Source organism: Pseudomonas sp. S2_F07 (assembly GCF_054668325.1).
Genome location: NZ_CP162758.1, coordinates 1,264,586 through 1,288,411 on the forward strand (window position 1 = coordinate 1,264,586; position 23,826 = coordinate 1,288,411).

Below are 23,826 nucleotides of genomic sequence, written 5' to 3' on the forward strand. Positions count from 1 at the left end.
GACAACCAAACCAGTACTGCCCACGCCAAAAACCCTTCCTGCATTTCAACACAGGAAGGGTTTTTTGTTTGCGGCTAATCAGTCTTTAGCCTGGCTCAACTTGGTAAACAACTCGGTCGGCACTTTCTTGCCATTGGAGGTGAACTGGTTGGTGCGGAACTTGTAAACCTCACCCTCGGACAGGAATCCATCGCCGTTGGCGTCCATCGCCTTGAATTCCGCTGTGCCCTTGGGTGCCACGGCCAGCAGTTCCTTGAGCGACACGCGGCCGTCATGATCGGCGTCGGTACGCGCAAAAGATGCATCGCCGCACTTGCCCTCACCGCACTTGCCCTCGGCCTGGGTCTTTTGCGCGCTGGCTTCGGCACCGCACTTGCCTTCGCCACACTTGCCTTCGCTGGTCTTCTCCGCGGAAGCCAGTTGATAGCCCTGAGGCAAGGCCTCGGCGGAAAACGCGGAGGACGTGAAGTTGATACCGCCGACCAGTGCAACAGCGATCAGGCCAATACGGGTTTTGTTCGACTGGATACGAGTCATGTTGATACTCCGGATCATTTGCGCGGCGGGACCGTTATTGGTCGTACCACAAGGGTTGATAAACCTGGTTGCGGGGTGCGTTGTGCACCTCGCTTTGCCAGGTCTATTTGGCCTCGGTGGTGTATCCCGGCTGTATCCGTGAAGCGCTGGTTTTGTATGGCTGTACGAAGATGTGGTGCCTTGATACACGGCGATACAACAAAAGCCTCAAGCGACTACCCTTCATTGACGACCTAGACCTTACAACTCAAGGAGCGTCAGGCATGAACGGCAAACGTATGGCAGCGGGATTGAGTCTTTTGTTCGCCCTCAGTGGTGCGTGCCTGGCGGCGCCGGGCACCATCAGGTTTCAAGGCAGCATTGTCGAGCCGGGCTGTCAGTCACGCGTGGGGACGGATGGCACATTCGGACTTTACCAATGCCCTGCCCAGAGTCGTGCGATGGGGATTGAGGCAAACAGCATCGCACCAACCGCCAGTGTGAGCGCTGTCGGTCAATCCAGCGTCAACGTAAAACTGCTCGCTGACAGTGGTCGGGAAGGCCGATATTACGATCAACGGTTTGTGTTGATGGATGACGCAGGCTTACCGATCCGTTCCGGAGACTATCTGGTTACCCTCAGCATGCCTTGATCACGGGGTGCGCGCAGAGCGTCTGCATCTGAGCAATAGCACTTGTTTAAAGAGGCTGTAGGTTATTTCCTGAGAGCTACAAGACCTTGCGTCGTTGCCTACGGTTACGCCAGAATCCGCCGGCTTGTGCGCCCTGCCCCTGGTCTCTATCGTTTCCGCGCCACTGCCCATCAGTGGTCGGGTCTGGAAACCCCGAAATGAAAATGGCGCAACTGCGCCCTTCATAACCTATGCTTGCGCGCTTTTAAGTGTGCACTCCGTTATGGCGGCTGTGCGCGGGAGACCTTCGGGTCTACCGGGTTGCCGTTTCCCCGGGTTTCCAGCCTGCGTACAGCTGCCACCTCTTCGCCTGGAAACGAACGTGGCAGCTTCAACCATGAAGCGGAGACAGCCATGTTCAAGGTCACCCCCAACCCGCCGGACACCGATCCGACATCCCCGTACGAACCCGATTCAAAAACGCTCAACGAGGCCGCCGAACGTGCGCTCGCCTTCCACTTCCCGTCGACTGCCGACATCAAAGCCACGCCGCGCAGACCTAGCCACCTGTTTACCGTTGACCCCGAAGCCACGACCGAGACCCTGGTGGTTTATCTGGTCGAAACGCTGGCCTCGGTCGATGTGATGGTGCACCAGTTGGTGGACCATCTGGATGGCGGATCGCGCAATGCCCTGCTGGGGATTTCCAACAGTGTGATGCTGGCGGAGATCACGGCGAATCGGGTGCTGGACCAAATCGACCCGCCCGAATAAACACTGAATCTGTGACTAACACTCCCCCCGTGGCGTGGGGCATTGCCCCCGCTCGGCGGCGAAGCCGTCGCAAAACCTGACTGCACCGTCTGACTGAAGAAAAGCGGGGGGCCGCTACGCGACCCAGCGGGACGGTGCAGCGTTCCGACAAGCTCCCTCGCCACAGGTTTTGTGTGTTTGATGTTGGCTGGGCCATCTCTAGTTCGGGTCCAGCAACCCGCCACTCCAGTTTCTCGACACCCGGCTACCAGTGAATTTCGCCACGCCCATGCCCTGGGGGATCAGGCGATCGCGATAGCGCGTCACCAGGCGCCCCGCTTGTTCGGCGTGCAGCACCACTTCGGTGGACGGGTCGCCCGGGCGTCCGAGAATCCGCGCAAAGCGCTGGCCTTCCTCGACGAAATCCCCCAGTTCTTTTTCGAAGATCAGCACGCCGGGTTGCGGGGCGATGATGGTTTCCATGTGGCCCATTTCCACGGCTTCGACGGGCCAGTCCGTGGGCGCCACTGATTCATCGATGACAGCGCAACCGCACAGCCAGTTGTATAGCCCTTCGGCATCCGACTCGGCAAAACGATCGCTGACATCGCCCTGCCCGCGCAGCTCCAGGGTCGCGGCCATGCGCCCCGCAGTGACTCCGTCGCGTATCCACGGGGCAATGATGGTTTCCTCGAAGGAGCCATCGCCGCCGTCATCCCAGATGATCGCCACGTCCATCTTCATCGCCGCCGCCAGTTCGCGGCCACGGGGCCAGAAGCTGCGGTGCACGTAGAGGTACGGCAAGGCCTCGTCATCGGTGTGCAGGTCGAGCATCACATCGGCCGGGGCAGCCAGTTGCACCAGTTGCTTTTGCCATTGCTGGACGCAGGTCGAAGGTCGTTCCATGGCTGCCGACTGGTCGAACGCGCGGTTGAAGTTTTGCCCGGTGGCGTCGTGATAACGGCCGAGGATCCGCCCTTGGCGAAACTGCCCGATGCCCAGCGGATTGGCCTGCGGCACCACGGTGACGTTGCCTTTGAGCCGGCCCTGGGCCTCGGCGTTTTGCAGCCGTTGCATCAGCAGGTGCAGGACCAGCATCCCGGCGATTTCATCGGCATGTACGCCGGCCTGCAGGTGTACGTTTGGCCCGCTGCCGTCGCCTGCATAGCGCCAGGCACCGACCCGCACGGCGTCACCGTTGTTGTTGCGAACACTGAACGAAATATCCTGCGGCATTGGCTTTCACTCCCGTCATGAACCTTGAAAAACGTTGTATCGCTGCTGCCGAAGCTGGTGATTGAACAGACGTTCAACTAAGCTCGGCATCGTGGAACCTCACCCAAGGACAGCCTTGTGACAACCGATGCCCCGAAAAACCGCCGCGCCGAACCCGAAGACCGTCGCGAAATGCTGGTGGCCGCCACCCTGCGCTGCCTGGGCCGCGACGGTCACGCCGGGATTTCCGTGCGGCGTATTGCTACCGAGGCCGGGGTCTCCGTGGGGTTGCTCAACCATCACTTCGGCAGCATCGAGGCACTGATCGCCGACACCTACCAGCGGCTCGCCAGCGAACTGACCACCGCCCTGCTCCAGGAAATCGAACAGGCCCAGACACCGGCGCAAAAGATCGATGCTTTCCTGGAAGGCTCGTTCTCGCCCAGGGTCATGGACCCGAAACTGCTCGGCGTGTGGGTGGTGTTCTGGAGCCTGATCCGTCACTCCGAACACGTCAGCCAGTCCCACGAAAAAAGCTACCGCGCCTACCTCGACCTGATCCGCCAGTTGCTCGACGGGCTGGCCGCCAGCGAAGGTTTCGTGATTCACGACACGCGCCTGGCCGCCATCGGCTTATCGGCGATGCTCGACGGTCTCTGGCTCGAGTGGTGCCTGAACCCCGAGACCTTCAGCGCCGCCAACGGCCTGCACATCTGCCGTTGCTGGATAAAGGGGCTGCGTCACGGAGCATTCAGCACCGACGACGTCCTGTGACGGGTGCCGGCCGAAGATCATCGCCAGGGTGCCGCTGACCGCGATCAACCCGGCGCCGATCATCAGCGACATGTCCATCAGCGTGCCCCAGATCAGGCTCGACAGGGCAAACGCCCAGATCAGCCCGGTGTATTCGAACGGCGCGAGCAAGGTCGCGGTGGCGCGGCGGAAGCTGGCGAACAACAGGAACTGACCGATGCCGCCCACCAGGCCGGCGCCGAGCATGCCCAGCCAGGCCGGCGTCGGTGATGGCGTGTGGGTCCAGGGCAAGGCGACCGCCATGCAAATCACGAACACCACGTTGGTGATCAGCATCTGCTCCAGCACCGAGGTCTGCTCGTCCACCTGACGCAGCTGAATGTAAGTGAATGCCCAACACATCGCCGCCAGCAGGGTCAGGACGATCGGCAACGGATCGGTCATGTTGTCGGGACGACAGGCAATGACCACCCCGACAAAACCGATGATCAGGCTGAACCACTGCCAGCCGCCGGCGCGCTCCTTGAGAATCACCGCCGCCAGCACCGTGACCATGATCGGCGCGGAAAAATACAGGGTGGTCATCTCGGCCAGGGTCAGGTCCCGGGCCGCCGTGTAGTACAGCACCCAGGCGACAATCGACAGCAACCCGCGCACCACCAGCAGACGCCGGCTCGGCGAGCGCCAGGCCCGCTGGATCAGGCGCAGGCGCCCCGCCAGCAGCACCGCCACGACCACCACCGCGGCGCGCCAGAACAGAATGGTAACCACCGAATAGTCGGCCACCAGCCACTTGATGACCGCATCCTGCAACGCCAGGAACGCATAGCCCAAAGTGCACAGGCCGATGCCTTGCAGCGAGCGGTCAACGGTTGGAGAACTCATCAGGCCGACCTGCGTACGGGCGTCCCGCGCCGCTCGGCAAAGGCAAACAGCGCCTCGATCAGGAACGTCAGGCAGACGTAGACGCCGGCCACCAGCAACAAGGGTTCGTACACTTGCAGGGTTTGTGCGCGGACCACGTTGGCGGCGCCGAGCAGATCGATCACGGCGATGGTCGAGGCCAGCGCCGTGGACTTGAGCAGCATCACGGTTTCCCCGGCCAGGGTCGGTAACAGCAGGCGCATCGCCCGGGGCAAGCGCACCCGCAGCAAGGACTGGCGCGCCGTCATGCCGAAGGCCGACGCCGCTTCCATTTCACCCTTGGGCACCGCCAGCAGGCCACCGCGAATCACTTCGCCAACATAAGCCCCCACCGACACCACCAGGGCAAACACGATGTACCAGTAACCATCGCGCAGGTACGGCCAGAGGAAACTGCCGCGAATCAGCGGGAACTGGGCAAACAGGCTGCCCAGGCCGTAGTAGAAAATGTAGATCTGGATCAGCAACGGCGTGCCGCGGGTGACGCTGGTGTAGAACAGGCTGACCTTGGCGATCACCTTGTTTTTCGAGATCCGCGCCAGCGCCACCAACACCGCCAGGCCATAACCCAACACACTGGCGATCAACAAAATCGTGAGGGTGGTTTGCAGCCCCCGGCCCAACAGTGCCGCGTATTCAACTATCCACGCTGGAATCATTTCATTCTCTCTGCCGGTTCAGTCAACAAGAGGCATCCAGCGACGAATGCGTCGCTCCAACCGTCCCGAAAGGTAGTTGGACACCAGAGTCACCGCGTAATACAGCGCCGCAGCCGTGAGGTAGAACAACAGATAGTGGCGCGTCGACCCCGCGCCTTGCTTGGCGGTGTATAGCAGCTCGTTGGTGCCGACCACGCTGATCAGTGCACTGTCCTTGATCAGGTTGATCCACAGGTTGGCCATCCCGGCCATGGCATAGGGCGCCATGATCGGCAGCGTGACCCGGCGGAACAGGCCGAAACCGTTAAGGCCGAACGCCTTGGCCGCTTCGATCTGGCCGAAGGGAATCGCCTGGATCGCCGCGCGGAAAATCTCCGAGGCGTAGGCGCCCTGCACCAGCCCCAGCACCACGATGGCCGCCAGCGGACCGCTGACATCGACCACGCCGTAGCCGAGATGGGTCATCAGCGAATTGAGGAGCATGGAGCCGACGTAGTACAGCAACAGAATCAGCAGCAACTCCGGAACAGCCCGGAACAAGGTGGTGTAGCCACGCATCAGCGCTGCAATCGGCTTCGGCGCGCCAAGCTTGAGGCACGCCACCACCAGCCCGATGGCCAGCCCGAGCACGAAGGCCCCGGCGGAAATCTGCAGGGTCATCCAGAGCCCCTTCAACAGCGCACTGCCCCATCCCTGCTCGGTGAAATTGATCAGATCGAACATTGCCGGCATTTCAGTCTCCAGTATGCGGTCGTGAACACACCGCCGGATCCTGTGGGAGCGAGCTTGCTCCGGGCGGCGTTCCGACGATGAGGCCATGCCAGTCAACATCAATGGTGACTGAACAACCGCTATCGCGAGCAAGCTCGCTCCCACAGGGATCTGCTTTTCCTCAGGACTTGCGTTTAGCCAGCCATCAGAACGCAGGCTTGACGCTGGTGCCGAAGTAGCTCTGGGACAGCTCGTCGTAGTCCTTGCTCGCCAGCAATTCCTGGATGGCCTTGTCCAGTTTGGCCTTGAGTTCGGTGTCGTCCTTGCGCAAACCAGCGCCAACGCCTTTGCCGAAGATCGGGTCATAAGGCACGGTACCGAGGTAGGCCAGGTCCTTGGCATCCGGGGTTTTGATGAACGCGGCCATGGCGGTGCCGTCGGCCATCATCAGGTCGATGCGCCCGGCAATCAGGTCGGCGTTGGCCGAGTCCTGGGTGTCGTAGTACTTAACGTCGGCAATTTTTTCGTAGTAGGTCTTCAGGTAGCTGGCGCTCACGGTCGAGTTCTGCACGCCGATGATCTTGCCCTTGAGGTCATCCGGGTATTTCTTCACCGATGCTTCTTTCGGGCCGACGACGGCAATCACCGAGTCGTAATAAGCCTTGCTGAAGGCGATCTGTTTTTCCCGCTCCTCGGTCACCGACATTGACGAGAAAATCACGTCGATCTTCTTCGCCAGCAACGATGGAATGATGCCGTCCCACGCCACTTCCTTGATCTCGCACTCGGCTTTCATTTCGCTGCATAGCTTGTGGATCAGGTCGACTTCAAAACCTTTCCACACGCCGTTGGCCTGTTTTTCGGTGTACGGCGGATAGGGTTCCGCTGCCACCGCGAACCTGATCGGTTGCGCCTGAGCAGCACTCATGCCGACCAGCATTACGCAGGCCGCACCGGTCAACCAGTTTGCAAAACGTCGATTTCCCATGTTGTTTTCCCGTCTTTTTATGATGAGTTAGCGAGTCTGATGAGCGTTGACGAATTGTCGGCAACGCTCGCTGCGTGGGTGTACGAACACTTCGTCCGGCGAACCGGTTTCCTCGATCAGCCCTTGATGCAAAAAGGCGACTTTGGATGAGACATCGCGTGCGAAAGCCATTTCATGAGTCACCAGGATCATGGTCCGGCCTTCTTCGGCGAGGGAGCGGATCACCCGCAGCACTTCCCCGACCAGTTCCGGGTCGAGTGCCGAGGTGGGTTCATCGAACAGCATGACCTTGGGCCGCATGGCCAGGGCCCGGGCGATGGCCACCCGTTGTTGCTGTCCCCCGGAGAGAAACGCCGGGTACTCGTTGCGCTTGGCCGCAAGACCTACGCGTTCGAGCAGGGCTTCGGCCCGCTCTGTGGCCTCCGCACGGCTTTCACGCAGGACCTGGGTCGGCGCTTCGATAAGGTTTTCCAGCACCGTGCGATGGGGCCAGAGGTTGAAGTTCTGGAACACCATGCCCAGGCTGGAACGGATGCGCACCAGCTGTTTGGCGTCCGACACCAGCGGAGCGCCGGGACGATTCTGGTTGAGGTGAATGCTTTCGCCATCGACCAGGATGCGCCCCTGGTCCGGCACTTCGAGCATGTTGATGCAGCGCAGCAAGGTACTTTTGCCCGAGCCGCTGGCACCGATCAGGGAGATCACGTCGCCCTCGCGGGCGGTCAGGGAAACGCCCTTGAGCACTTCGATATTGCCGAAGCGTTTGTGCAGGCCATCGACCTCGATCATGGTCTTGGCGGCGACCGGTTCGACGGTGGCGGTGCTGGTCACCGTGCCGATCACCGGCCGCGGCGCTTCACCGTTGAGCACCTGGACGAAGCCGCGAATGCGCTGGCAGGCCTGGGCCAGGCGCTCGTCACTCAAGGTGAACGACAGCCGTACAAACCCCTGGGCCGGCTCACCGAATGCCGCCGCATCAAGCACCGAGACACCGGCCTCGCGCAGCAGGCGCCAGGCGAACTCCAGCGAGGTCAGGCCGGTGCCGCGCACGTCCACCAGCACGAACATGCCGGCATCGGGGTTGAGCACGCTAATGCCCGGGCAATCCGCCAGGCCAGATACCACCAGGTCGCGGCGCCGACGATAGATCTCGCGCATGCCATGGGTGACGTCGTCATGGGACTGCACGGCCTTGAGCGCCGCTTCCATGACAAACCCGGGCAAGCCGTACAGCATGCTCAGCACCAGGGTTTCGACATGATTGACCAGGGCTTCATTGGCCACGACCCAGCCGATGCGCCAACCGGTCATGGCATGGGATTTGGACAGGCTGCCGATCACCACGCAGCGCTCGGCCATGCCCGGCAACGCCGCCAGGCTCAAGTGTTCACGCTCGTAGGCGAGGCTCTCATAGACCTCGTCCACCACCACCCACAGGTCATGGGCGATGGCGAGTTCGGCGATGGCTTGCAGCTCTTCGCGCCCCAGTACCACCCCGGTGGGGTTGTTCGGGTTGGAGAAGAAAATCGCCCGGGTGCGCGGGGTGATGGCCTTGGCCAGCACGGCGGCATCGAGGCGGAAACCCGAGTCCGCCGCGCAAGGCACCCGCACCAGCGTGGCGCCGGACGCCTTGAGCGTGGCTTCGTAGGTGACGTACATCGGATCGAAGGCAATCACTTCGTCGCCGGCACCGAGCAGGCACATCGAGGTGGCGAACAAGGCGTTCTGCGCACCGGCCGTGAGAATGACGTTGGACGCCTGCAGTTCGCGGTCGATCAGTTGGCTGTAGCGGCCGGCAATGGCCTCGCGCAAGGCTTGGCGACCGGCGATTTCGGTGTAGTGGGTATCGCCTTCACGCAAGGCGTGGATCGCGGCATCGGTAATGAAATCGGGGGTGGGGAAATCCGGGTCGCCGACGCTGAGGATGATCACGTCCTCGCCTTTGCGCTGTGCCGCGCTGGCCGCGTAGTGGATATCCCAGGCGGCAACGCCTTGGCCACTGATCCGTTCAACAAAGGGTGAAAACCGCATGCCAGTGCCTCGTTCGAATTGAAGAAACGCAAGCCCGCAACCAGCCGGGGGAAGGTGGCCCCCAACATAGTCCAGACTGAACACTCGTTCAATAGAAAACTCGCAAGGCTTCGCGTTCAGCGCAAACAGGTCGTTTTCACGACAGTCGCGCCGTTTTTCAGCACGGCGCAATCAAGCGACGTGAAACGATTTTGCTGATCGCGCCCAGCACCAGGGCCACGAGAATCAGCCCCGCAGCCACCGCAAACGTCAACCGCATCCCCTGCGCGATGGCCTCGGGTTGCGCCTGCAGGATATCGCCGCTGGCCGTGCCGAAGGCGAACACCGCGCCCATGACCGAGGCGCCCGTGATCAATCCGAGATTGCGCGACAAGCCGAGCAATCCGGACACCACACCACGCTGCCGCGCCTCGATTTCCAGCATGACGGCGGTATTGTTGGCCGCCTGGAACAGCGCATAACCGGCGGTAATGACAGCCAGCGGCACGATGTAGCCGGGCACACCGAACGTCATTGGCAAGGCCGGCAGGATGCAAGCGCCGGTCAACATGGCGATCAATCCAGTCGTGCAGGCTCGATACGTGCCCAAACGATCGACCCACCGGCCCGCCGGCACGCCTGCCAGCGCCGCCACCAACGGCCCCGTCGACATCACCAGCCCGACACTCGCTGCATCCAACGCCAGTGCGCCAGTGAGGTAAAACGGCCCTACCACCATGGTCGCCATGACCACGGTGGTCACCAGCATGCTCATGACCAATCCCGCGCTCATCTGCGAGTTACGGAATATCGTCAATCGAACCAGAGGCGACTCGGCCGTGTGCTCGACGAATACAAACACGCCCAGCCCGAAAACCGTCGCCAGCAACAGCGTCATGTTCAGCGGCCCCAGGGTGCCACGCCCAAGGGTCATCGCCAGTGCATAAGCCAGCAGCATCAGAACCAGCACCAGCGTGCCGGGCACATCGAAGCCCGCTCGATCCGCCCTCTTCTCACTGCGATCACTCGGCAAAAAGTAGAGCGTGAGCCCCATCGCCAAAACACCCACCGGCACATTGACCAGAAAAATTGCCTGCCACCCCAGATTGGCAATCAAAAAACCTCCAAGGGTCGGGCCGAGCGAGGTGCCAATCGCCGACATCGTGCCGAGCACGCCCATCGCGCTGCCCATTTTTTCCTTGGGCACCGCCCCGCTCACCAGCGCCATGGTCAGCGCCATCATGGTGGCCGCGCCGACGCCCTGTAAGGCCCGGGCGGCAATCAGCAGCCACAGATTGGGCGCCAGGGCGCACAGGAGCGAGGCGACGGTGAACAGCGCAATGCCGATCAGCAGCAAGCGCCGCCGCCCCAGAAGGTCGCCGAGCCGGCCGATGCTGACGATCAGCGCGGTGATGCTCAGCAAGTAGGCGAGCACCACCCACTGCACGGCCTGGAACGACGCTGAAAACGCCTCGGCCAATGTCGGTAAACCCACACGCTGGCAATGCTGGTGCCCAGGGACGACAGCAGCATGGATAACGACAGGCTGGCCAAGGCGCCCCGGATCGATATGGACTTCATTTTCTCGCGACTCCGCAAATGGTTGTCCCGAGCCTAAGCCTGGCCATAACATGGCGGAAGACGCAGCATTTGCACTGTATACATGCATATAACGCCACCTACCCACAACCCAGTGTGGGAGCGGGCTTGCTCGCGAAGAGGCCGTCAGCTTCACCATTAACGTTGGCTGACACACCGCCTTCGCGAGCAAGCCCGCTCCCACAGGAATTGATTCGATGCCCGATCTGAATCTGTTGATCACCCTGAACGTCTTGCTCGAAGAAGGCAGCGTGGCCCGCGCGGCAAAGCGTTTGCACCTGAGCCCGTCGGCCATGAGCCGGGCGCTGGCGCGGTTGCGCGAAACCACCGGCGATCCGCTGCTGGTGCGGGCCGGGCGCGGACTGGTTCCCACGCCCCGGGCGCTGGAGCTGCGTGAGCGCGTCGGCCTGTTGGTGCAGGACGCCGAAGCCGTGCTGCGCCCCGCCGAGGCACTGGACCTCAACCAACTGGTGCGCACCTTCACCCTGCGCACCAGCGATGGCTTCGTGGAAAATTTCGGACCGCCCCTGATCGCCCGCCTCCATCAGGACGCACCTGGTGTGCGCCTGAGTTTCGTGCAGAAGCTGAACAAGGACAGCACCCTGCTGCGCGAAGGTTCTGTGGACCTGGAAACCGGTGTGATCGGCGAATCCACCAGCCCGGAAGTGCGGACCCGGATGCTGTTTCGCGACCGGTTCGTGGGCGTCGTGCGCAAGGGCCATCCACTGGCTCGCGGCGAGATGACAGCGGTCCGTTATGCCGCCGCCCGGCACATCCTGGTCTCGCGCCGGGGCCACGAAAAAGGCGTCATGGACGACGCCTTGAATGAGCTGGGACTGAGGCGGGACATCGCCACCATTGTCGCCGGCTTCTCTTCGGCGATTGCATTGGCGCGGGCTTCAGATCTGGTCGCCAGCGTACCGCAGCGGCACGTCGGCAACCTGTGCCAGGGGATGCACTGCTTTGCCCTGCCGTTCCCCACGCCGGCGATCACGGTTTCGATGCTGTGGCACCCGCGCATGGATGCCGACCCGGCGCATCGCTGGCTGCGCGGTTGTGTGTGGGAGGTTTGCAGTTCGCAATGACCCGGTAGCGCGCCTACTCCTTCAGGATCAGCAGCGGCTCGCCTTTGTTCACGATGTAGGTCGCCAGCTCCGAGGCCTTGCCCTGGCCCACGTTCTTCGCCACATGGGCAACGCCTTCGGGGATGTACAACGAATCACCGGCCTTGAGCGTCACCGGTGCCCGCCCTTCCAGTTGATACTCGAAGGTGCCGCTGATCACGTGCGCCACCTCGACACCGGGGTGAGCATGTCTGGGCGACGTCACGCCCGGATCGAAGTCCACGAGCACCTGAAGGACTTCGCGGTTGGCGGCGCCCAGGTCTTCACGTACCAGGTCGGTGCGATGCAGGCCCTGCTGCCAGCTTTTCATCGCCGGGGCCGGCTGAGCTTCCTGGGCTTGAGAGAAACCCGCGAAGGTGGCGAGCCCGGCGGCGGCCAGGACCAGACCAAGCTTGCCGAGGGTGTGACGGGTGTGGGTACGCAACATTGTCTTTCCTCCAATTGAACCACGCCAGGTCGCGCCGAAAGTGGCGCGATGCCGGTGGTTCCATTGGAAGGCCGCCGTGTATCGCCCGGGTGTCGGGAAACGGCGGTTTTGTATGCCCGGGTAACGGCGGGCGTTGCGGATACCTGCGGATACAAACCCACAGCCGAGGGCATACCATCAATGACAGCTTTATGTCTGCGTACCCCCTCTCCGGCGTCCTGCCGACCGAACACCAGTCCCTTCATGCACTATTGCCCGTTGCTACGTTGAAATCTCCACGGAGAATTCGCGATGCCAAACTCTGACCTACTCCCTTCCCTGCTCGCCCTGGAAGCTGCCATCCTGGAACTGTCGAACTGGGTCGAGCAGCACGGATCGGCCGATTCTGTTGAAAAGTCGGCCATGGTTTTCACGGTAGAAAAGTACACGCTTGAGATTAAAATCTTTGCATTGAGCGGAGGACTCCCGGCTCAGATTTCGCGTAGCGGCGCGCAAAAAAAGGCATTGTCAGCGGTCCGTATGCAGGCGGTCTGGAAGAACCGACTTTTTCAACAGAATCGGCCAAAAAGCGCTCGTTCGGTCACTCGCAAGTATTCCTGACACGGGTGCTGACTCAGCTCATTGCGAATTTATTACAGATAAATGACAGGAATTACGCCCGAATGATCTAGAAATGCGACACCCGCATTGAGCTCAAACACGGGCTGATATAGAACACCTTGGCAGCATTTGCCACAGTTGTTCAATCCGTGTTCTAAGGGCTCGAATGTGAAAATAAAAACAAAGAAAATCCTAATCTCCCCCTTGTTCCTCTCTCTGCTGATGCTTCATGGGACTCCCAGCTTTGCCGAGGACGTCGCCAGCCCACCTTCAAATCTTTTAACGGCTGCCGTTGCCTGGAAGCAAACCGCCGCCGAGTTTGAAGCGCTTTATTATCAAGGGTTCAACGTAGCAAGAATGCAGCTGGATCGAGCCCTCCAGGCCCACAAAGCGGGCGACCGACCGTTAGCGATCATCAGCGATGTCGACGACACCGTGCTCAGTAGCAACAGCTATTGGGGCTATATGATCAATGCCGACAAAGAGTTTTTCGACGACGCCGCATGGGATAAATGGGTGGCCGACAATGGTCCGGTTGCCACGCCTGGCGCGGTGGATTTCTTGAACTATGCGCAATCAAAGGGTGTTGAGGTTTTTTACGTCACCAGCCGTGACCAGGGCGAAAAAACCTTCGAATACGCTTTGGCGAATCTTCGGAAAAACAATCTTCCGTTTGCCGATGATAAACACCTGACGGTTTATCGTGAAAGCTCCAACAAGGAGCCACGTCAATCAGAGATCGCCAAGGATTACGATGTCGTGGTGATGCTGGGTGACAACCTCAACGACTTCAAGCGCAAGTACTACGTTGCTGACGTTAAACAACGCAATAGCCTCATGATCGAAGATAAGGAGCAGTTCGGTCGCAAGTTCATCATCTTCCCGAACCCGACCGATGGCCACTGGCTCAAAGCGATTTTTGGCGACTCGGAACCACCGGCCACGCCGGAAAACCGCGCGAAGTTCAAGGCCGCGGCCGGCTCTACAGCCTGGCAGCTTAAGCAATAACAGGGCTAGGTCTGGTCAAGGCTTCAGGGGGCGACAACCATCGTTTCGCCCCCATAACGAGACGGGTTTTCTCACTTTTTCTCGGTCGCGACAGCCATAATCGGCCAGAAACGGCCTATCACATCGCTGTTCAGACTGATTTACACGTCAACCAAGCACCCCAGAACAGGCTGCTGAAAAAACGCGTAGCGTCCCCAAAACCCGCGTCATGCAAAAGCTTCTGCACCGCCGCCTCAGAATGTGGAGGGTCAGCTCCTTGAAGAATTTTACCAAGCTTGACCTTCACTTCATCCGGGCTGGCTCCGTGCTGCCGCCAGCGTTGCCCCCAGGCAGCGAGGAGTAACGGCTGGCTGGCATAGGCATATTGATTGCCGGCGACAATCAGCGCAGCCCCCGGTTTCAGACGAGCCCGAATGGATCGTAAAATTTGTCCTTTGGCATCATTCCCGTCGAGATGATGGAGTACACCGATCAAAGTGGCTGCGTCGTAGGACTCATCTGCCGCCAAGTCTTCAACGTGCCCCAGATGCAGGTCCGTTCTTTCGAGCACGTTGTTTACGGCTAACTGCTGTTTCGCGGTTTCAAGCATCGGCTCAGATGGATCAACTGCGGTGAAATGCCAGCCCGGCTCAAGCCTGGCCATCGCGATTATCTCCTGCGCCGTACCGCCAGCGCCGACTACCAGTATTTTTGCCGAGCCCATATTTCCAAGGCTTGCCGCGAGCATGCACGCCACCAAGTCCTGACAGGCGTCATAACCTGCCAGTGCAATTCGGCTCTGTCGTCCGTACTCATTGGCCCGTGTGTTATCGAACTTTTCAGCTGAGTTGAGTGTTAATGATTTCAAGGGCGGTTCTCCATGTCCTTGAATCAACTTAGGTCATAAACAGCGATAATAGAAATTCATTAATTTCATATATTGAATTCCTGTCGAGAATACCAAACCGCTCAGAGTTCGCCCAGGCGACAGTCCGCTTCACGCCCTGAGGAAGTCAGTCAACCTAAATCAAGGATGATGCAGACCGCTAAAAGAAAGGGTATCAACGCATATTGGAAAAAGCCTCCACACGCTGAGCGTGCGGAGGCTTTTTTCTCTCGACAATTACCCAATAGATTGGGCGATCATCCTCAAAGTCTCTTTTCGTGCAGACTCAACCGATACGATTTTGTCTCCGGCTAGAAAAGTTACCGGCCATTAGCACAATCCTGCTCCCATTCTTCGAGCATATCGTTCATCACAGGGGCTTCCTCACCTTGGCTCCTACGGAATTCTGCGACCTTACCTTCGACGCATTTATCGGGGTCTGTGCTGTTAGCAACTGGTACTGGTTGAGCTAGTCTCGGAGGTCGGTTCCCGTTGATGGCTGCTGACGACAGCTGCGCTAAAAAGGATGTAACGGTCGGTGACTTACTGAACTCGACATACATTTGATCGCCATTATCTGTAGGCTGCGCGGTATATTCGATGTCCTGAGCATATTCACGCTCTCCGGTTTTAATGCCTGCTTTGGCTCCATATGCGTCGAAATCTCCATTCGGAGAATGCGTCCAAACCCCCATGAGTAGTAAATTCATTGAGCTATCGAGGTTGTTGTGGTCCATTCCTTTTGTCGCGCGCGAGAGTGCATCTTTCGAGACATCGAAAGCTATTTTCCCGGCACAATAACTTTTGTTGATCGCAGCATCGACCTTGGTGGTACGCGTGCTTATTAATTTGGGTTTGAACTCCGACAGGATGGATTGAATTTCCGTTTCGTCTACCTTCGGCCCGCCTACCATAGGTCTAGCGTTGTCGATGAGTACTTGCCGAATCTGGCTCTTGACATCATCGCCGATAATGTTTGCTACCGTTTCGTTGTCGCAGCCAGGTGGTTTGGGACCGCACCCCGCTATGAATGCGATTGTTACTGCAATTGCACCGAATTTAAGTGGGTATCGCATGGATGTTCCTTGGCATGATTGATAAAGCTCCCCCTGCTATGTCGGTTAATTTGCATTTTTCTGAAGTGCATTTTTTCCGCAAGCCACAGTTGTCAGTTGAAATTCCTATTCTTATCTACAATCAAATGCCGTCGGAGTGAGCCGTCTAGGGATTTATAGGCATATTCGAAAACCGCTGTTCGATTGTAGTTTTTCGCGGAGGACTGCAATTGGCTTGCCGCGGACAGTTTTCAGCCTGTCACGACAGGCAGAAAACGACTGTGGATTCAACCGGCCAATAGCAGACGTTGGATCAAATCCGATCTGGCAAATTACGGACTGCTGCCTGACTTACTCAAATCTGCCTTCTGTCAAGCCTGGTTTCGCGATGTGAAAAAGGTCATCACTGTGGCGAGAACCAACAAGATAGAGCTTGCGAGAAATGTCATGCGATAACCGCTCCCGTCGAACAGCAGGCCGCCGAGGGTAGAGCCCAGAGCAATGGATAGCTGAATGACTGCCACCATCAGGCCGCCACCCGCCTCAGCATCCTTGGGTAACGCCTTGGCCAACCACGACCACCACCCCACAGGTGCTGCCGTCGCGATCAGGCCCCACAGCCCCAGCAATACAAAAGCTGCCACGACTCCGCCGCCAAGGACAATCAAGGAAAGTGCAATGGCGGCCATCAAGAGTGGAATGCAGACCAGGACGCGATACATGCCGAACTTCAGGAAAGTACCGATCAGGATGGTCCCGACAAAACCCGCCACGCCGATGACCAGCAGGATCAGCGACAACATGGAGACATCTACACCAGTAACGGTCTCCAGGAACGGGCGCAGATAGGTGAAGAGTACAAACTGCCCCATGAAAAAAGCACCCACACTCAACATGCCAAAACTGACCAATGGGCTCTTGAGCAATCGAAAGACATTGCCAGCGCCTGCTTTGCGCGGCGCCACCGTCATGGCTGGCAGGCTGATCCACTGCCAGATCAACGCGACGATCGCTACCGGAATCAGGCAGAAGAAAGCACCCCGCCAACCGATGACACTCCCCAGATAGCTTCCCAGTGGTGCGGCCACTACGGTTGCCAAAGCATTGCCGCCGTTAAAGATTGCCAGGGCCTTGGGCACGCTATGGGACGGTACCAGGCGCATGGCCATTGCCGCCGACATCGACCAGAACCCGCCTATCACCACGCCGATCAGCGCACGACCAATCATGTACACCGTATAGTTTGGCGCCAGACCGACCACCAGCCCCGACGCGCACATAATTCCTGTCAGTAGAAGTAACAGCGTCTTGCGGTCCATTGATCCCGCAAGCCTGGAAATCGAAAGGCTTGTCAGCACCGCGAAGGCGCCGGAGACGGCGATCCCATACCCGGCCAGTCCTTCACTGATCTGCAGATCCGATGCAATCGGCGTAAGCAAACTGACAGGCATGAACTCCGAAGCGATCAGAGCGAATACGCACAGTGTCATCGCAAAGATGCCACTCCAGTAAGCCGGCAGTTCCCCAGTCCCCGGCGTGCCGACAGCATCACCTGCCGGGGTGTCGAATACTTGAGCCGTCATTCAAAAACCTCTCTTCCAATAGTTGTTGGCAGAAGCACTTGCCTTTTATCCAACCACCGTCAGGTGCCGGGTAAAAAAGGCGGTGAGTTTGGTCCAGGGAATCAAGTTCACACGGTCGTACAGATCCACGTGACCCGCGCCGGGAACCCAGGCCAGTTCCTTGGGTTCGGCGGCGTGTTGGTAGGCGTCCTCGCTGAACTCTCTGGAGTGCGCCTGATCGCCAGCGATGAACAGCAGCGGACGCGGGGAAATCGTCTCGATATCGTTGAATGGATAGAAATTCACGAACCGGACTTCACTGGTCAAGGCGCGGTTTTGCGTCAGTTCCAACGTTCTGCCATGAGGGATATGGATACCGCGTGGCGTGCGATAGAAGTCCCAAAACTCGCGAGTTACCGGGTCGGTTTCCTTGCCAGGCTGCGTAGGCAGATAGTTCAGAAATTGCATTGTTCCGGTAGAAAACTCGTCGTAGCGTTGCTCGCAGGCTTTGGCGAGCATGGCCTGGCGTTGCTCGACAGTCACTGAGCGCCCCAGACCATGACGGGTGACGGCGCCCATGTCGTACATGCTGACGGTGGCCACGGCTTTCAAACGCAGATCCATCTTGGCCGCACTGATGGCAAAGCCACCGCTGCCACAGATACCCAGCACGCCGATACGCTTGCGATCGATAAAGTCCCGCGTACCCAGGTAGTCAACCGCGGCACTGAATGCGTCGGCATACATTTCGGGGGCAACCTGGTTACGAGGCAGGCCCTCACTCTCTCCCCAGAACGGCAAGTCAATCGCCAGCGTGATGAAGCCTTGTTCCGCCAGCTTTTGTGCATAGAGCATGGCGCTTTGCTCTTTGACTGCTCCCATGGGATGACCGACGATAATCGCCGGTGCTTTAACGTTTCGAGCCAGATTTTTGGGCGTTACAAGATTGCCCACGATCTGAAGATTGTATGAGTTCTTGAAGGTCACCTTCTGCACAGTGACCTTGTCGCTTTTATAAAAATTGTCGGCGCCCTCTGGCGGGCTGACCGCATTTTTCGAGTCAGCTGCGAAGGCCGACCCGCCTGCGACCGAAAGGATGCCCAGAGCCGCAATGCTGACGCCGGTGGCCTTTACGAATTCGCGCCGATCAAGCCCTGGAGGGGTCAAGGCTGCTATAGCTTCAGGGAGGGTTACAGGTGTCTCGCTCATCATCAGTACTCCATTCCAGATAGGTGACAGAGCTTGACGGATTCGAGGTACCCTGATTAGTAGGCGTAATCTTCATGTGGTTTTGAGAAAAACTCAGCAATGGCCAATACCAAAGTCAACGATCTCCAAGCTTTTCTGGCAGTGGCGCGCGATCAAAGCTTTACCAAAGCCGCCGCCAAACTGGGCATTACACCTTCTGCGCTGAGTCATACGATCCGGGCACTTGAACAAAGACTTGGGATACGTCTGCTGGCCCGCACGACACGCAATGTGTCGCCGACAGAGGCGGGAGAAAGATTGATGCGCTCGATCGCCCCGCTTTTTGATCAGATCGCTGTTGAGCTTGAAGCCTTGAGCGAATTACGGGACAAGCCCAGTGGCACGATTCGTATTTCCTGCACTGACGATCAGATTGAGTTGTGCATTCGGCCGATGCTTGCAGGTTTCTTGAAGAATTACCCGGATATCACACTGGAGTTCTACGTCGACTATGGATTCACCAACGTGGTCGAGGAGCGCTTCGATGCCGGCATTCGCATGGGTGAATCGATCAGCAAGGACATGATTGCGGTTCGCATAGGACCGGATTGGCGGTTGGCGGTGGTGGGATCTGCGGCGTATTTCGAACGCAAATCGGCACCAGCGACGCCCCATGAGTTGACGGCCCATGACTGCGTCAATATTCGACACAGGCCATCAGGGGCGATTTACGCCTGGGAGTTTGAACGAGATGGCCAGGCGTTTACGGTCAAGGCAGATGGGCAACTCGTTTTCAACAGCATCATGCATGTTCTCAATGCTGCCGTTGATGGCGTTGGTCTGGCCTACGTACCAGAGGAGTTGGTCGCACCCTATCTGGCCGACGGCCGACTCAAAGAAGTCCTCGCCGACTGGTGCCCTGTGTTTCAGGGCTACCATTTGTATTACCCCAACAGACGCCAGGCGTCTCCCGCCTTTTCTGCATTGGTGGAGGCGCTGAAATATAGAAGTTGAGCGTTCTATGTTCGACCGGTTGAATATCAAATGCGTCTGAAAAATCCAGGGTGACCCGCTCCGCGTCACCCTGCCAGATGCCAGATCCGCAAGTTAAAGTATAAAGTCCGCCGTGGTCGCGCTGTTGAGACCGACTATCTGGATGGCGAACTCGGCGGCGCTGTCGGCATCGGTATTGCCATACAGCACGCCCCCTGAAACCTTCAACTGTCCGGCCACGTTGAAAGCAGCGGTACTGCCGATGACCGAGCTGAAGGCGTCATTGGCGGTCGTCGCCGTGTTGGCATCGAGCGTCGACAGGTCGATCTTGTCGGCTCCCCGGGTGAAGTCGGTGATGATGTCCCAGGTGGAACTGGTCAGCCCCGTTTCTGCGAGGGCGTTGAAATCGAAGATGTCGTTTCCGATGCCACCGGTTAGAACATCCTTGCCTGTACTGCCGATCAAGATGTCGTTCCCGCCCCCACCCTGCAGAGTGTCATTGCCGGCGCCACCGTTCAGCAGGTTGGCTACGGTGTTGCCCGTGAGCCTGTCGTTGTAGTTGGAACCGGTGAGGTTTTCGATGCCCAGCAGGATGTCGGAGCCTGATCCACCGGTGGCCTGGGCCGTGGTCACGGCCAGGCTGGCGCTGACGGCGCTGGCGGCATAGAGGTAGGAGGCGGTGTCGACGCCGGTGCTGCCATCGAGCACGTTACTGCCGGCTCCGGAATAGAGAGTGTTGTCGAGACTGTTACCCGTCAGGGCGGCGGCCCCGGTCGTGAGGAGGCGACCGTTCTCGACATTGGCGCCCAGGGTGTAGACGCTGATAAAACTGTAGACCGTGTCGCTGCCGCCAATGCTGGCCGTCGCATTGGTTTCAATCACGACGTCGCGAATGTTGTCGACGTAATAGGTGTCAGAACCCTCACCGCCCGTCATCCTGTCAAGGTCTGCGCCGCCATTCAAAACGTCATTGCCGGCGCCACCATTGAGCAGGTTGGCGGCGGCGTTACCCGTGAGCGTGTCGTTGTAGTTTGAGCCCGTGAGGTTTTCGATGGCGATCAGGGTGTCCGAGCCTGATCCAGCGGTTGCCTGAGCCGTGGCCACAGCCAGGCTGACGGTGACTGCACTGCCGGCATAGACGTAAGAGACCGTGTCGACGCCGGTGCTGCCATTAAGGACGTTGTTACCGGCCGCGGCAAAGAGTGTGTTGTCGAGGCTATTGCCCGTGAGGGCGGCAACCCCGGTGGCGAGGAGACGACCGTTCTCGACATTGGCGCCCAGGGTGTAGGCGTCGAGATAGCTGTAGACCGTGTCGCTGCCGCCGGTGCTGGTCGTCGCATTGGTTTCAATCACGACGTCACCGGTGCTGCTGACGTAGTAGGTGTCAGAACCCTCACCGCCCGTCATCCTGTCGAGGCCTGCGCCGCCATTCAAAACGTCATTGCCGGCGCCACCATTGAGCAGGTTGGCGGCGGCGTTGCCCGTGAGCGTGTCGTTGTAGTTGGAGCCGGTGAGGTTTTCGATGGCGATCAGGGTGTCGGCGCCCGATCCGCCGGTGGCCTGGGTCGTGGTCACGGCCAGGCTGACGGTGACTGCACTGCCGGCATAGACGTAAGAGGCCGTGTCGACACCGGTGCTGCCATTGAGGACGTTGTTACCGGCCGCGGCAAACAGGGTGTTGTCGAGGCTATTGCCCGTGAGAGCGGCAACCCCGGTGGCAAGGAGGCGACCGCTCTCGACATTGACGCCGAGGGTGTAGGCGTCGAGATAGCTGTAGACCGTGTCGCTGCCGCCGGTGCTGGCCGTCGCATTGGTTTCAATCACGACGTCGTCGGCGCTGCTGACGTAGTAGGTGTCAGAACCCTCACCGCCCGTCATCCTGTCGAGGCCTGCGCCGCCATTCAAAACGTCATTGCCGGCGCCACCGTACAGCAGGTTGGCAGCGGCGTTGCCCGTGAGCGTGTCGTCGTAGTTGGAGCCGGTGAGGTTTTCGATGGCGATCAGGGTGTCTGAGCCTGATCCGCCGGTGGCCTGGGCCGTAGTCACGGCCAGGCTGACGGTAACTGCACTGCCGGCATAGACGTACGAGACCGCGTCGACGCCGGTCATGCCATTGAGGACATTGTTGCCGGTCCCGGCAAAGAGGGTGTTATTGAGGCTGTTGCCTGTGAGGGCGGCAACCCCGGTGGCGGTGAGGCGACCGTTCTCGACATTGGCGCCGAGGGTGTAGGCGTTGAGAGAACTATGGACCGTATCGCTACCACCGCTGCTGAGCGTCTCATCGGTTTCGGTAACGACGTCGCCGATGTTGTCGACATAGTAGGTGTCGTTGCCAAGTCCGCCGATCAAAGTGTCGGCACCCGACTTGCCGCTGAGGATATTGGCCCCATTATCGCCGGTCAGAATATCGTTGAAACTACTGCCGATGATGTTTTCGATACTCCACAACTGGTCGGCAAAGTCTGAGATGGCTTGCTCGACGTCGTTGATGAAGTTCCCTATGCCGGTCTCCGGAGGGGGCCTGCTGTTGAGCACAGAAATGGCACCCGTTGCATACCCAAAGCCGCTGGTCAGGTTCACGACCACGCTCGATTGGGCATTGGCATAACTGACGAAATCGTTGCCGGTGCCACCGTCGAGGGTTTCGCCGTGGTAGAACCAGAAGTCATAGCCGCTGATCAGATTGCCAGATTCATCGTATGTCGTGCCGTATTCAATCGACTCCAGCGTCGCCGAATATCCCCCTTCAGCCATCAGGGTATCGTTGCCGCCTTCTCCCTTGACAAGATCACGGCCGACATTGCCATCCAGGGTATTGTCTTGCGAGTTACCGATCAGGGTGTCGTTGAACCGGCTTCCGATCACCGCCTCGATGGCTCCCAGGGTATCCGTGCCAGAGCCACCCGTGACTTGCGTTACGGTGCCCAGATTGATGGTGACAGCAGCGCCCGCATACTCATATGAAACGGTATCGAAGCCTGTATTACCGTAGAGACTATTATTGCCGCTACCTGAGTAGAGTACGTTGTCGAGAGCGTTGCCGCCCAGATTGGAGGTTCCGGTCGAGAGAATGCGGCCACTCTCGATATTGGCACCGAGCACGTAGTTGGCGAGGGAGTTGGCGACCAGGTCAACGCCGCCTGTGCTGGTTTCGCTGACCACATCGCCGGAATTATCGACGTAATAGGTGTCGTCCCCGTCGCCGCCCTGCATCAAGTCGGCACCTGTGCCTCCATCCAGGACATCGTCGCCATCGCCGCCCTGCATGGAGTCGGCACCCGCGCCTCCGTCCAGGACATCGTCGCCACCGTAGCCCATCAGGGTATTCTTGCCGCTGTTGCCGGTCAGCCGGTTGTTCAGGTCGTTACCATCACCATTGATATTTTCGCTGCCTGTCAGCTCCAGGTTTTCCAGGGTGCTGCCCAGGGTGTAGCTGGGCAGGCTGGACTTGACCAGATCGGTACCACCGCTGTCCGGCAATATCTGGTCTTGGACTACGTGGTAGTTGTAGAGGAAGCTGTCGCTGGCGCCCCGTAGGGAGGCTATTCCCCCCTGAGCCCCAAAGGAAAACCACTCGGTGACCAAGGGGTTGCCACGGGAGTAGGAGTAGTAGGTGCCTAGACCCCAATACAGTCCGGATGATTCGGAAAAGTAGATCGCGTCGATTTGCCGTTGATTGTCCACTGGGTAATACATGGACTCCATGACGCCGGAAATCAAAAGCCCCGATACATTGGTGAATTCAGACTTCAGTACGGGGATTTTATTGAGAATGTAGGTGTCATCCCCGTTGCCGCCTTCCAGCGTGTCCAGACCTAGACCGCCGTCGAGAATGTCATCCCCCTCCAGGCCGGTAATACTGTCGGCCTCAATTGTCCCGACCAGAACATCGTTGTTCGTAGTGCCTCTTATCACGCCCATGTTTCTTCCTTTAATCACGGCAACAAGTGGCAACCCACGCGGCCGTATTGTTCGTTGTCATCAATGACGGGCGGGGTGCCAGGCATTTCATCGAAATTCGTCGAGGCCACGTAGTTCAGCACTCATTTTCATTCAGTTCGCTCATGGCCAAGGTGCTTACGCTGGTGAGTGGGGTGACCAACTCGGCTGAGCTGCCCGTATCGGTGTCGCCGTAGAGCGCCCCGCATGCAACCTGCTACTGTCCGGCCGCAAAGATAGTGGCACTCATTATATATAGCCATTTGCCATCGTGCTTGCCCGATTGTCGCCTCTCATGGGGGAAT

At 59.0% G+C, this 23,826-nt stretch carries 19 protein-coding genes and 2 pseudogenes; 7 read left to right on the forward strand and 14 right to left on the reverse strand.

Going from position 1 to position 23,826, the window contains the following annotated elements; translation table 11 throughout:
- Nucleotides 1–78 precede the first annotated feature (78 nt).
- Nucleotides 79–537 carry an HvfA family oxazolone/thioamide-modified RiPP metallophore gene (locus AB4O40_RS05510; RefSeq protein ID WP_460055647.1) on the reverse strand — a complete coding sequence of 153 codons (459 nt, stop codon included), beginning with the start codon at nucleotides 535–537 and terminating at the stop codon, nucleotides 79–81.
- Nucleotides 538–800: 263 nt separating this feature from the next.
- Here AB4O40_RS05510 and AB4O40_RS05515 point away from each other — a divergent pair, with 263 nt between their 5' ends.
- Together AB4O40_RS05515 and AB4O40_RS05520 are read left to right on the forward strand one after the other, a co-directional pair.
- The gene (locus AB4O40_RS05515; RefSeq protein WP_414913307.1) at nucleotides 801–1,169 is read left to right on the forward strand and encodes a type 1 fimbrial protein; all 369 of its coding nucleotides are present in this window, start codon (nucleotides 801–803) and stop codon (nucleotides 1,167–1,169) included.
- 393 nt (nucleotides 1,170–1,562) lie between these two features.
- A complete protein-coding gene (locus AB4O40_RS05520; protein WP_414917887.1) occupies nucleotides 1,563–1,922 on the forward strand; it encodes a DUF6124 family protein in 360 nt (119 codons plus the stop codon).
- A gap of 198 nt (nucleotides 1,923–2,120) precedes the next feature.
- Here AB4O40_RS05520 and AB4O40_RS05525 read toward each other — a convergent pair whose 3' ends face one another.
- Nucleotides 2,121–3,137, reverse strand: a complete 1,017-nt coding sequence (locus AB4O40_RS05525) for a M14 family zinc carboxypeptidase (protein ID WP_223541812.1) — start codon at nucleotides 3,135–3,137, stop codon at nucleotides 2,121–2,123.
- Between the two features lie 171 nt (nucleotides 3,138–3,308).
- Here AB4O40_RS05525 and AB4O40_RS05530 point away from each other — a divergent pair.
- Nucleotides 3,309–3,794: pseudogene (locus tag AB4O40_RS05530) on the forward strand (TetR family transcriptional regulator C-terminal domain-containing protein); the annotation flags it as partial.
- Here the strand turns inward: AB4O40_RS05530 and AB4O40_RS05535 are convergent.
- The 6 genes and pseudogenes from AB4O40_RS05535 to AB4O40_RS05560 form a co-directional block, all read right to left on the reverse strand.
- Complete coding sequence (locus AB4O40_RS05535) at nucleotides 3,750–4,754, reverse strand: DMT family transporter (RefSeq protein ID WP_056727402.1); 1,005 nt, start codon at nucleotides 4,752–4,754, stop codon at nucleotides 3,750–3,752. The pseudogene AB4O40_RS05530 and the gene AB4O40_RS05535 sit on opposite strands and share 45 nt — an antisense overlap.
- Nucleotides 4,754–5,452, reverse strand: a complete 699-nt coding sequence (locus AB4O40_RS05540; protein WP_056727404.1) for an ABC transporter permease — start codon at nucleotides 5,450–5,452, stop codon at nucleotides 4,754–4,756. The genes AB4O40_RS05535 and AB4O40_RS05540 overlap by 1 nt, the downstream gene beginning before the upstream one ends.
- An 18-nt stretch (nucleotides 5,453–5,470) precedes the next feature.
- On the reverse strand, nucleotides 5,471–6,184 hold the full coding sequence (locus AB4O40_RS05545) for an ABC transporter permease (protein WP_056727405.1): 714 nt from the start codon (nucleotides 6,182–6,184) through the stop codon (nucleotides 5,471–5,473).
- A 184-nt stretch (nucleotides 6,185–6,368) separates the two neighbouring features.
- Nucleotides 6,369–7,151 (reverse strand): transporter substrate-binding domain-containing protein, encoded by a 783-nt coding sequence (locus AB4O40_RS05550; protein WP_223541814.1) that lies wholly within the window; start codon nucleotides 7,149–7,151, stop codon nucleotides 6,369–6,371.
- A gap of 27 nt (nucleotides 7,152–7,178) precedes the next feature.
- A complete protein-coding gene (locus tag AB4O40_RS05555; RefSeq protein ID WP_056727409.1) occupies nucleotides 7,179–9,182 on the reverse strand; it encodes an aminotransferase class I/II-fold pyridoxal phosphate-dependent enzyme in 2,004 nt (667 codons plus the stop codon).
- Nucleotides 9,183–9,339: 157 nt separating this feature from the next.
- Nucleotides 9,340–10,742: pseudogene (locus tag AB4O40_RS05560) on the reverse strand (MFS transporter).
- Nucleotides 10,743–10,957: 215 nt separating this feature from the next.
- Here AB4O40_RS05560 and AB4O40_RS05565 point away from each other — a divergent pair.
- Nucleotides 10,958–11,845, forward strand: a complete 888-nt coding sequence (locus AB4O40_RS05565) for a LysR family transcriptional regulator (RefSeq protein ID WP_460055639.1) — start codon at nucleotides 10,958–10,960, stop codon at nucleotides 11,843–11,845.
- 13 nt (nucleotides 11,846–11,858) lie between these two features.
- Here AB4O40_RS05565 and AB4O40_RS05570 read toward each other — a convergent pair whose 3' ends face one another.
- Nucleotides 11,859–12,311: a cupin domain-containing protein gene (locus tag AB4O40_RS05570; RefSeq protein ID WP_056727414.1), complete on the reverse strand. Its 453-nt coding sequence runs from the start codon at nucleotides 12,309–12,311 to the stop codon at nucleotides 11,859–11,861.
- Nucleotides 12,312–12,602: 291 nt separating this feature from the next.
- Between AB4O40_RS05570 and AB4O40_RS05575 the strand changes: the two genes are divergently transcribed.
- The gene (locus AB4O40_RS05575) at nucleotides 12,603–12,911 is read left to right on the forward strand and encodes a hypothetical protein (RefSeq protein ID WP_409078800.1); all 309 of its coding nucleotides are present in this window, start codon (nucleotides 12,603–12,605) and stop codon (nucleotides 12,909–12,911) included.
- Nucleotides 12,912–13,133: 222 nt separating this feature from the next.
- A complete protein-coding gene (locus tag AB4O40_RS05580; RefSeq protein ID WP_460058168.1) occupies nucleotides 13,134–13,919 on the forward strand; it encodes a 5'-nucleotidase, lipoprotein e(P4) family in 786 nt (261 codons plus the stop codon).
- Nucleotides 13,920–14,049: 130 nt separating this feature from the next.
- Here AB4O40_RS05580 and AB4O40_RS05585 read toward each other — a convergent pair whose 3' ends face one another.
- The 4 genes from AB4O40_RS05585 to AB4O40_RS05600 form a co-directional block, all read right to left on the reverse strand.
- Nucleotides 14,050–14,766: a class I SAM-dependent methyltransferase gene (locus AB4O40_RS05585; RefSeq protein ID WP_056727419.1), complete on the reverse strand. Its 717-nt coding sequence runs from the start codon at nucleotides 14,764–14,766 to the stop codon at nucleotides 14,050–14,052.
- A gap of 338 nt (nucleotides 14,767–15,104) precedes the next feature.
- Entirely contained in the window at nucleotides 15,105–15,860 is a 756-nt protein-coding gene (locus tag AB4O40_RS05590; protein WP_056727421.1) for a hypothetical protein, read from the reverse strand.
- Between the two features lie 350 nt (nucleotides 15,861–16,210).
- Nucleotides 16,211–17,422: an MFS transporter gene (locus AB4O40_RS05595; RefSeq protein ID WP_056727423.1), complete on the reverse strand. Its 1,212-nt coding sequence runs from the start codon at nucleotides 17,420–17,422 to the stop codon at nucleotides 16,211–16,213.
- A gap of 45 nt (nucleotides 17,423–17,467) precedes the next feature.
- Entirely contained in the window at nucleotides 17,468–18,613 is a 1,146-nt protein-coding gene (locus tag AB4O40_RS05600; protein ID WP_156385857.1) for an alpha/beta hydrolase, read from the reverse strand.
- Between the two features lie 96 nt (nucleotides 18,614–18,709).
- On the opposite strand from AB4O40_RS05600, the gene AB4O40_RS05605 reads away from it, so the two are divergent.
- A complete protein-coding gene (locus AB4O40_RS05605; RefSeq protein ID WP_056727425.1) occupies nucleotides 18,710–19,603 on the forward strand; it encodes a LysR family transcriptional regulator in 894 nt (297 codons plus the stop codon).
- A 93-nt stretch (nucleotides 19,604–19,696) separates the two neighbouring features.
- Here the strand turns inward: AB4O40_RS05605 and AB4O40_RS05610 are convergent, their stop codons facing one another.
- The gene (locus AB4O40_RS05610) at nucleotides 19,697–23,503 is read right to left on the reverse strand and encodes a beta strand repeat-containing protein (RefSeq protein ID WP_460055633.1); all 3,807 of its coding nucleotides are present in this window, start codon (nucleotides 23,501–23,503) and stop codon (nucleotides 19,697–19,699) included.
- Between the last annotated feature and the right edge of the window lie 323 nt (nucleotides 23,504–23,826).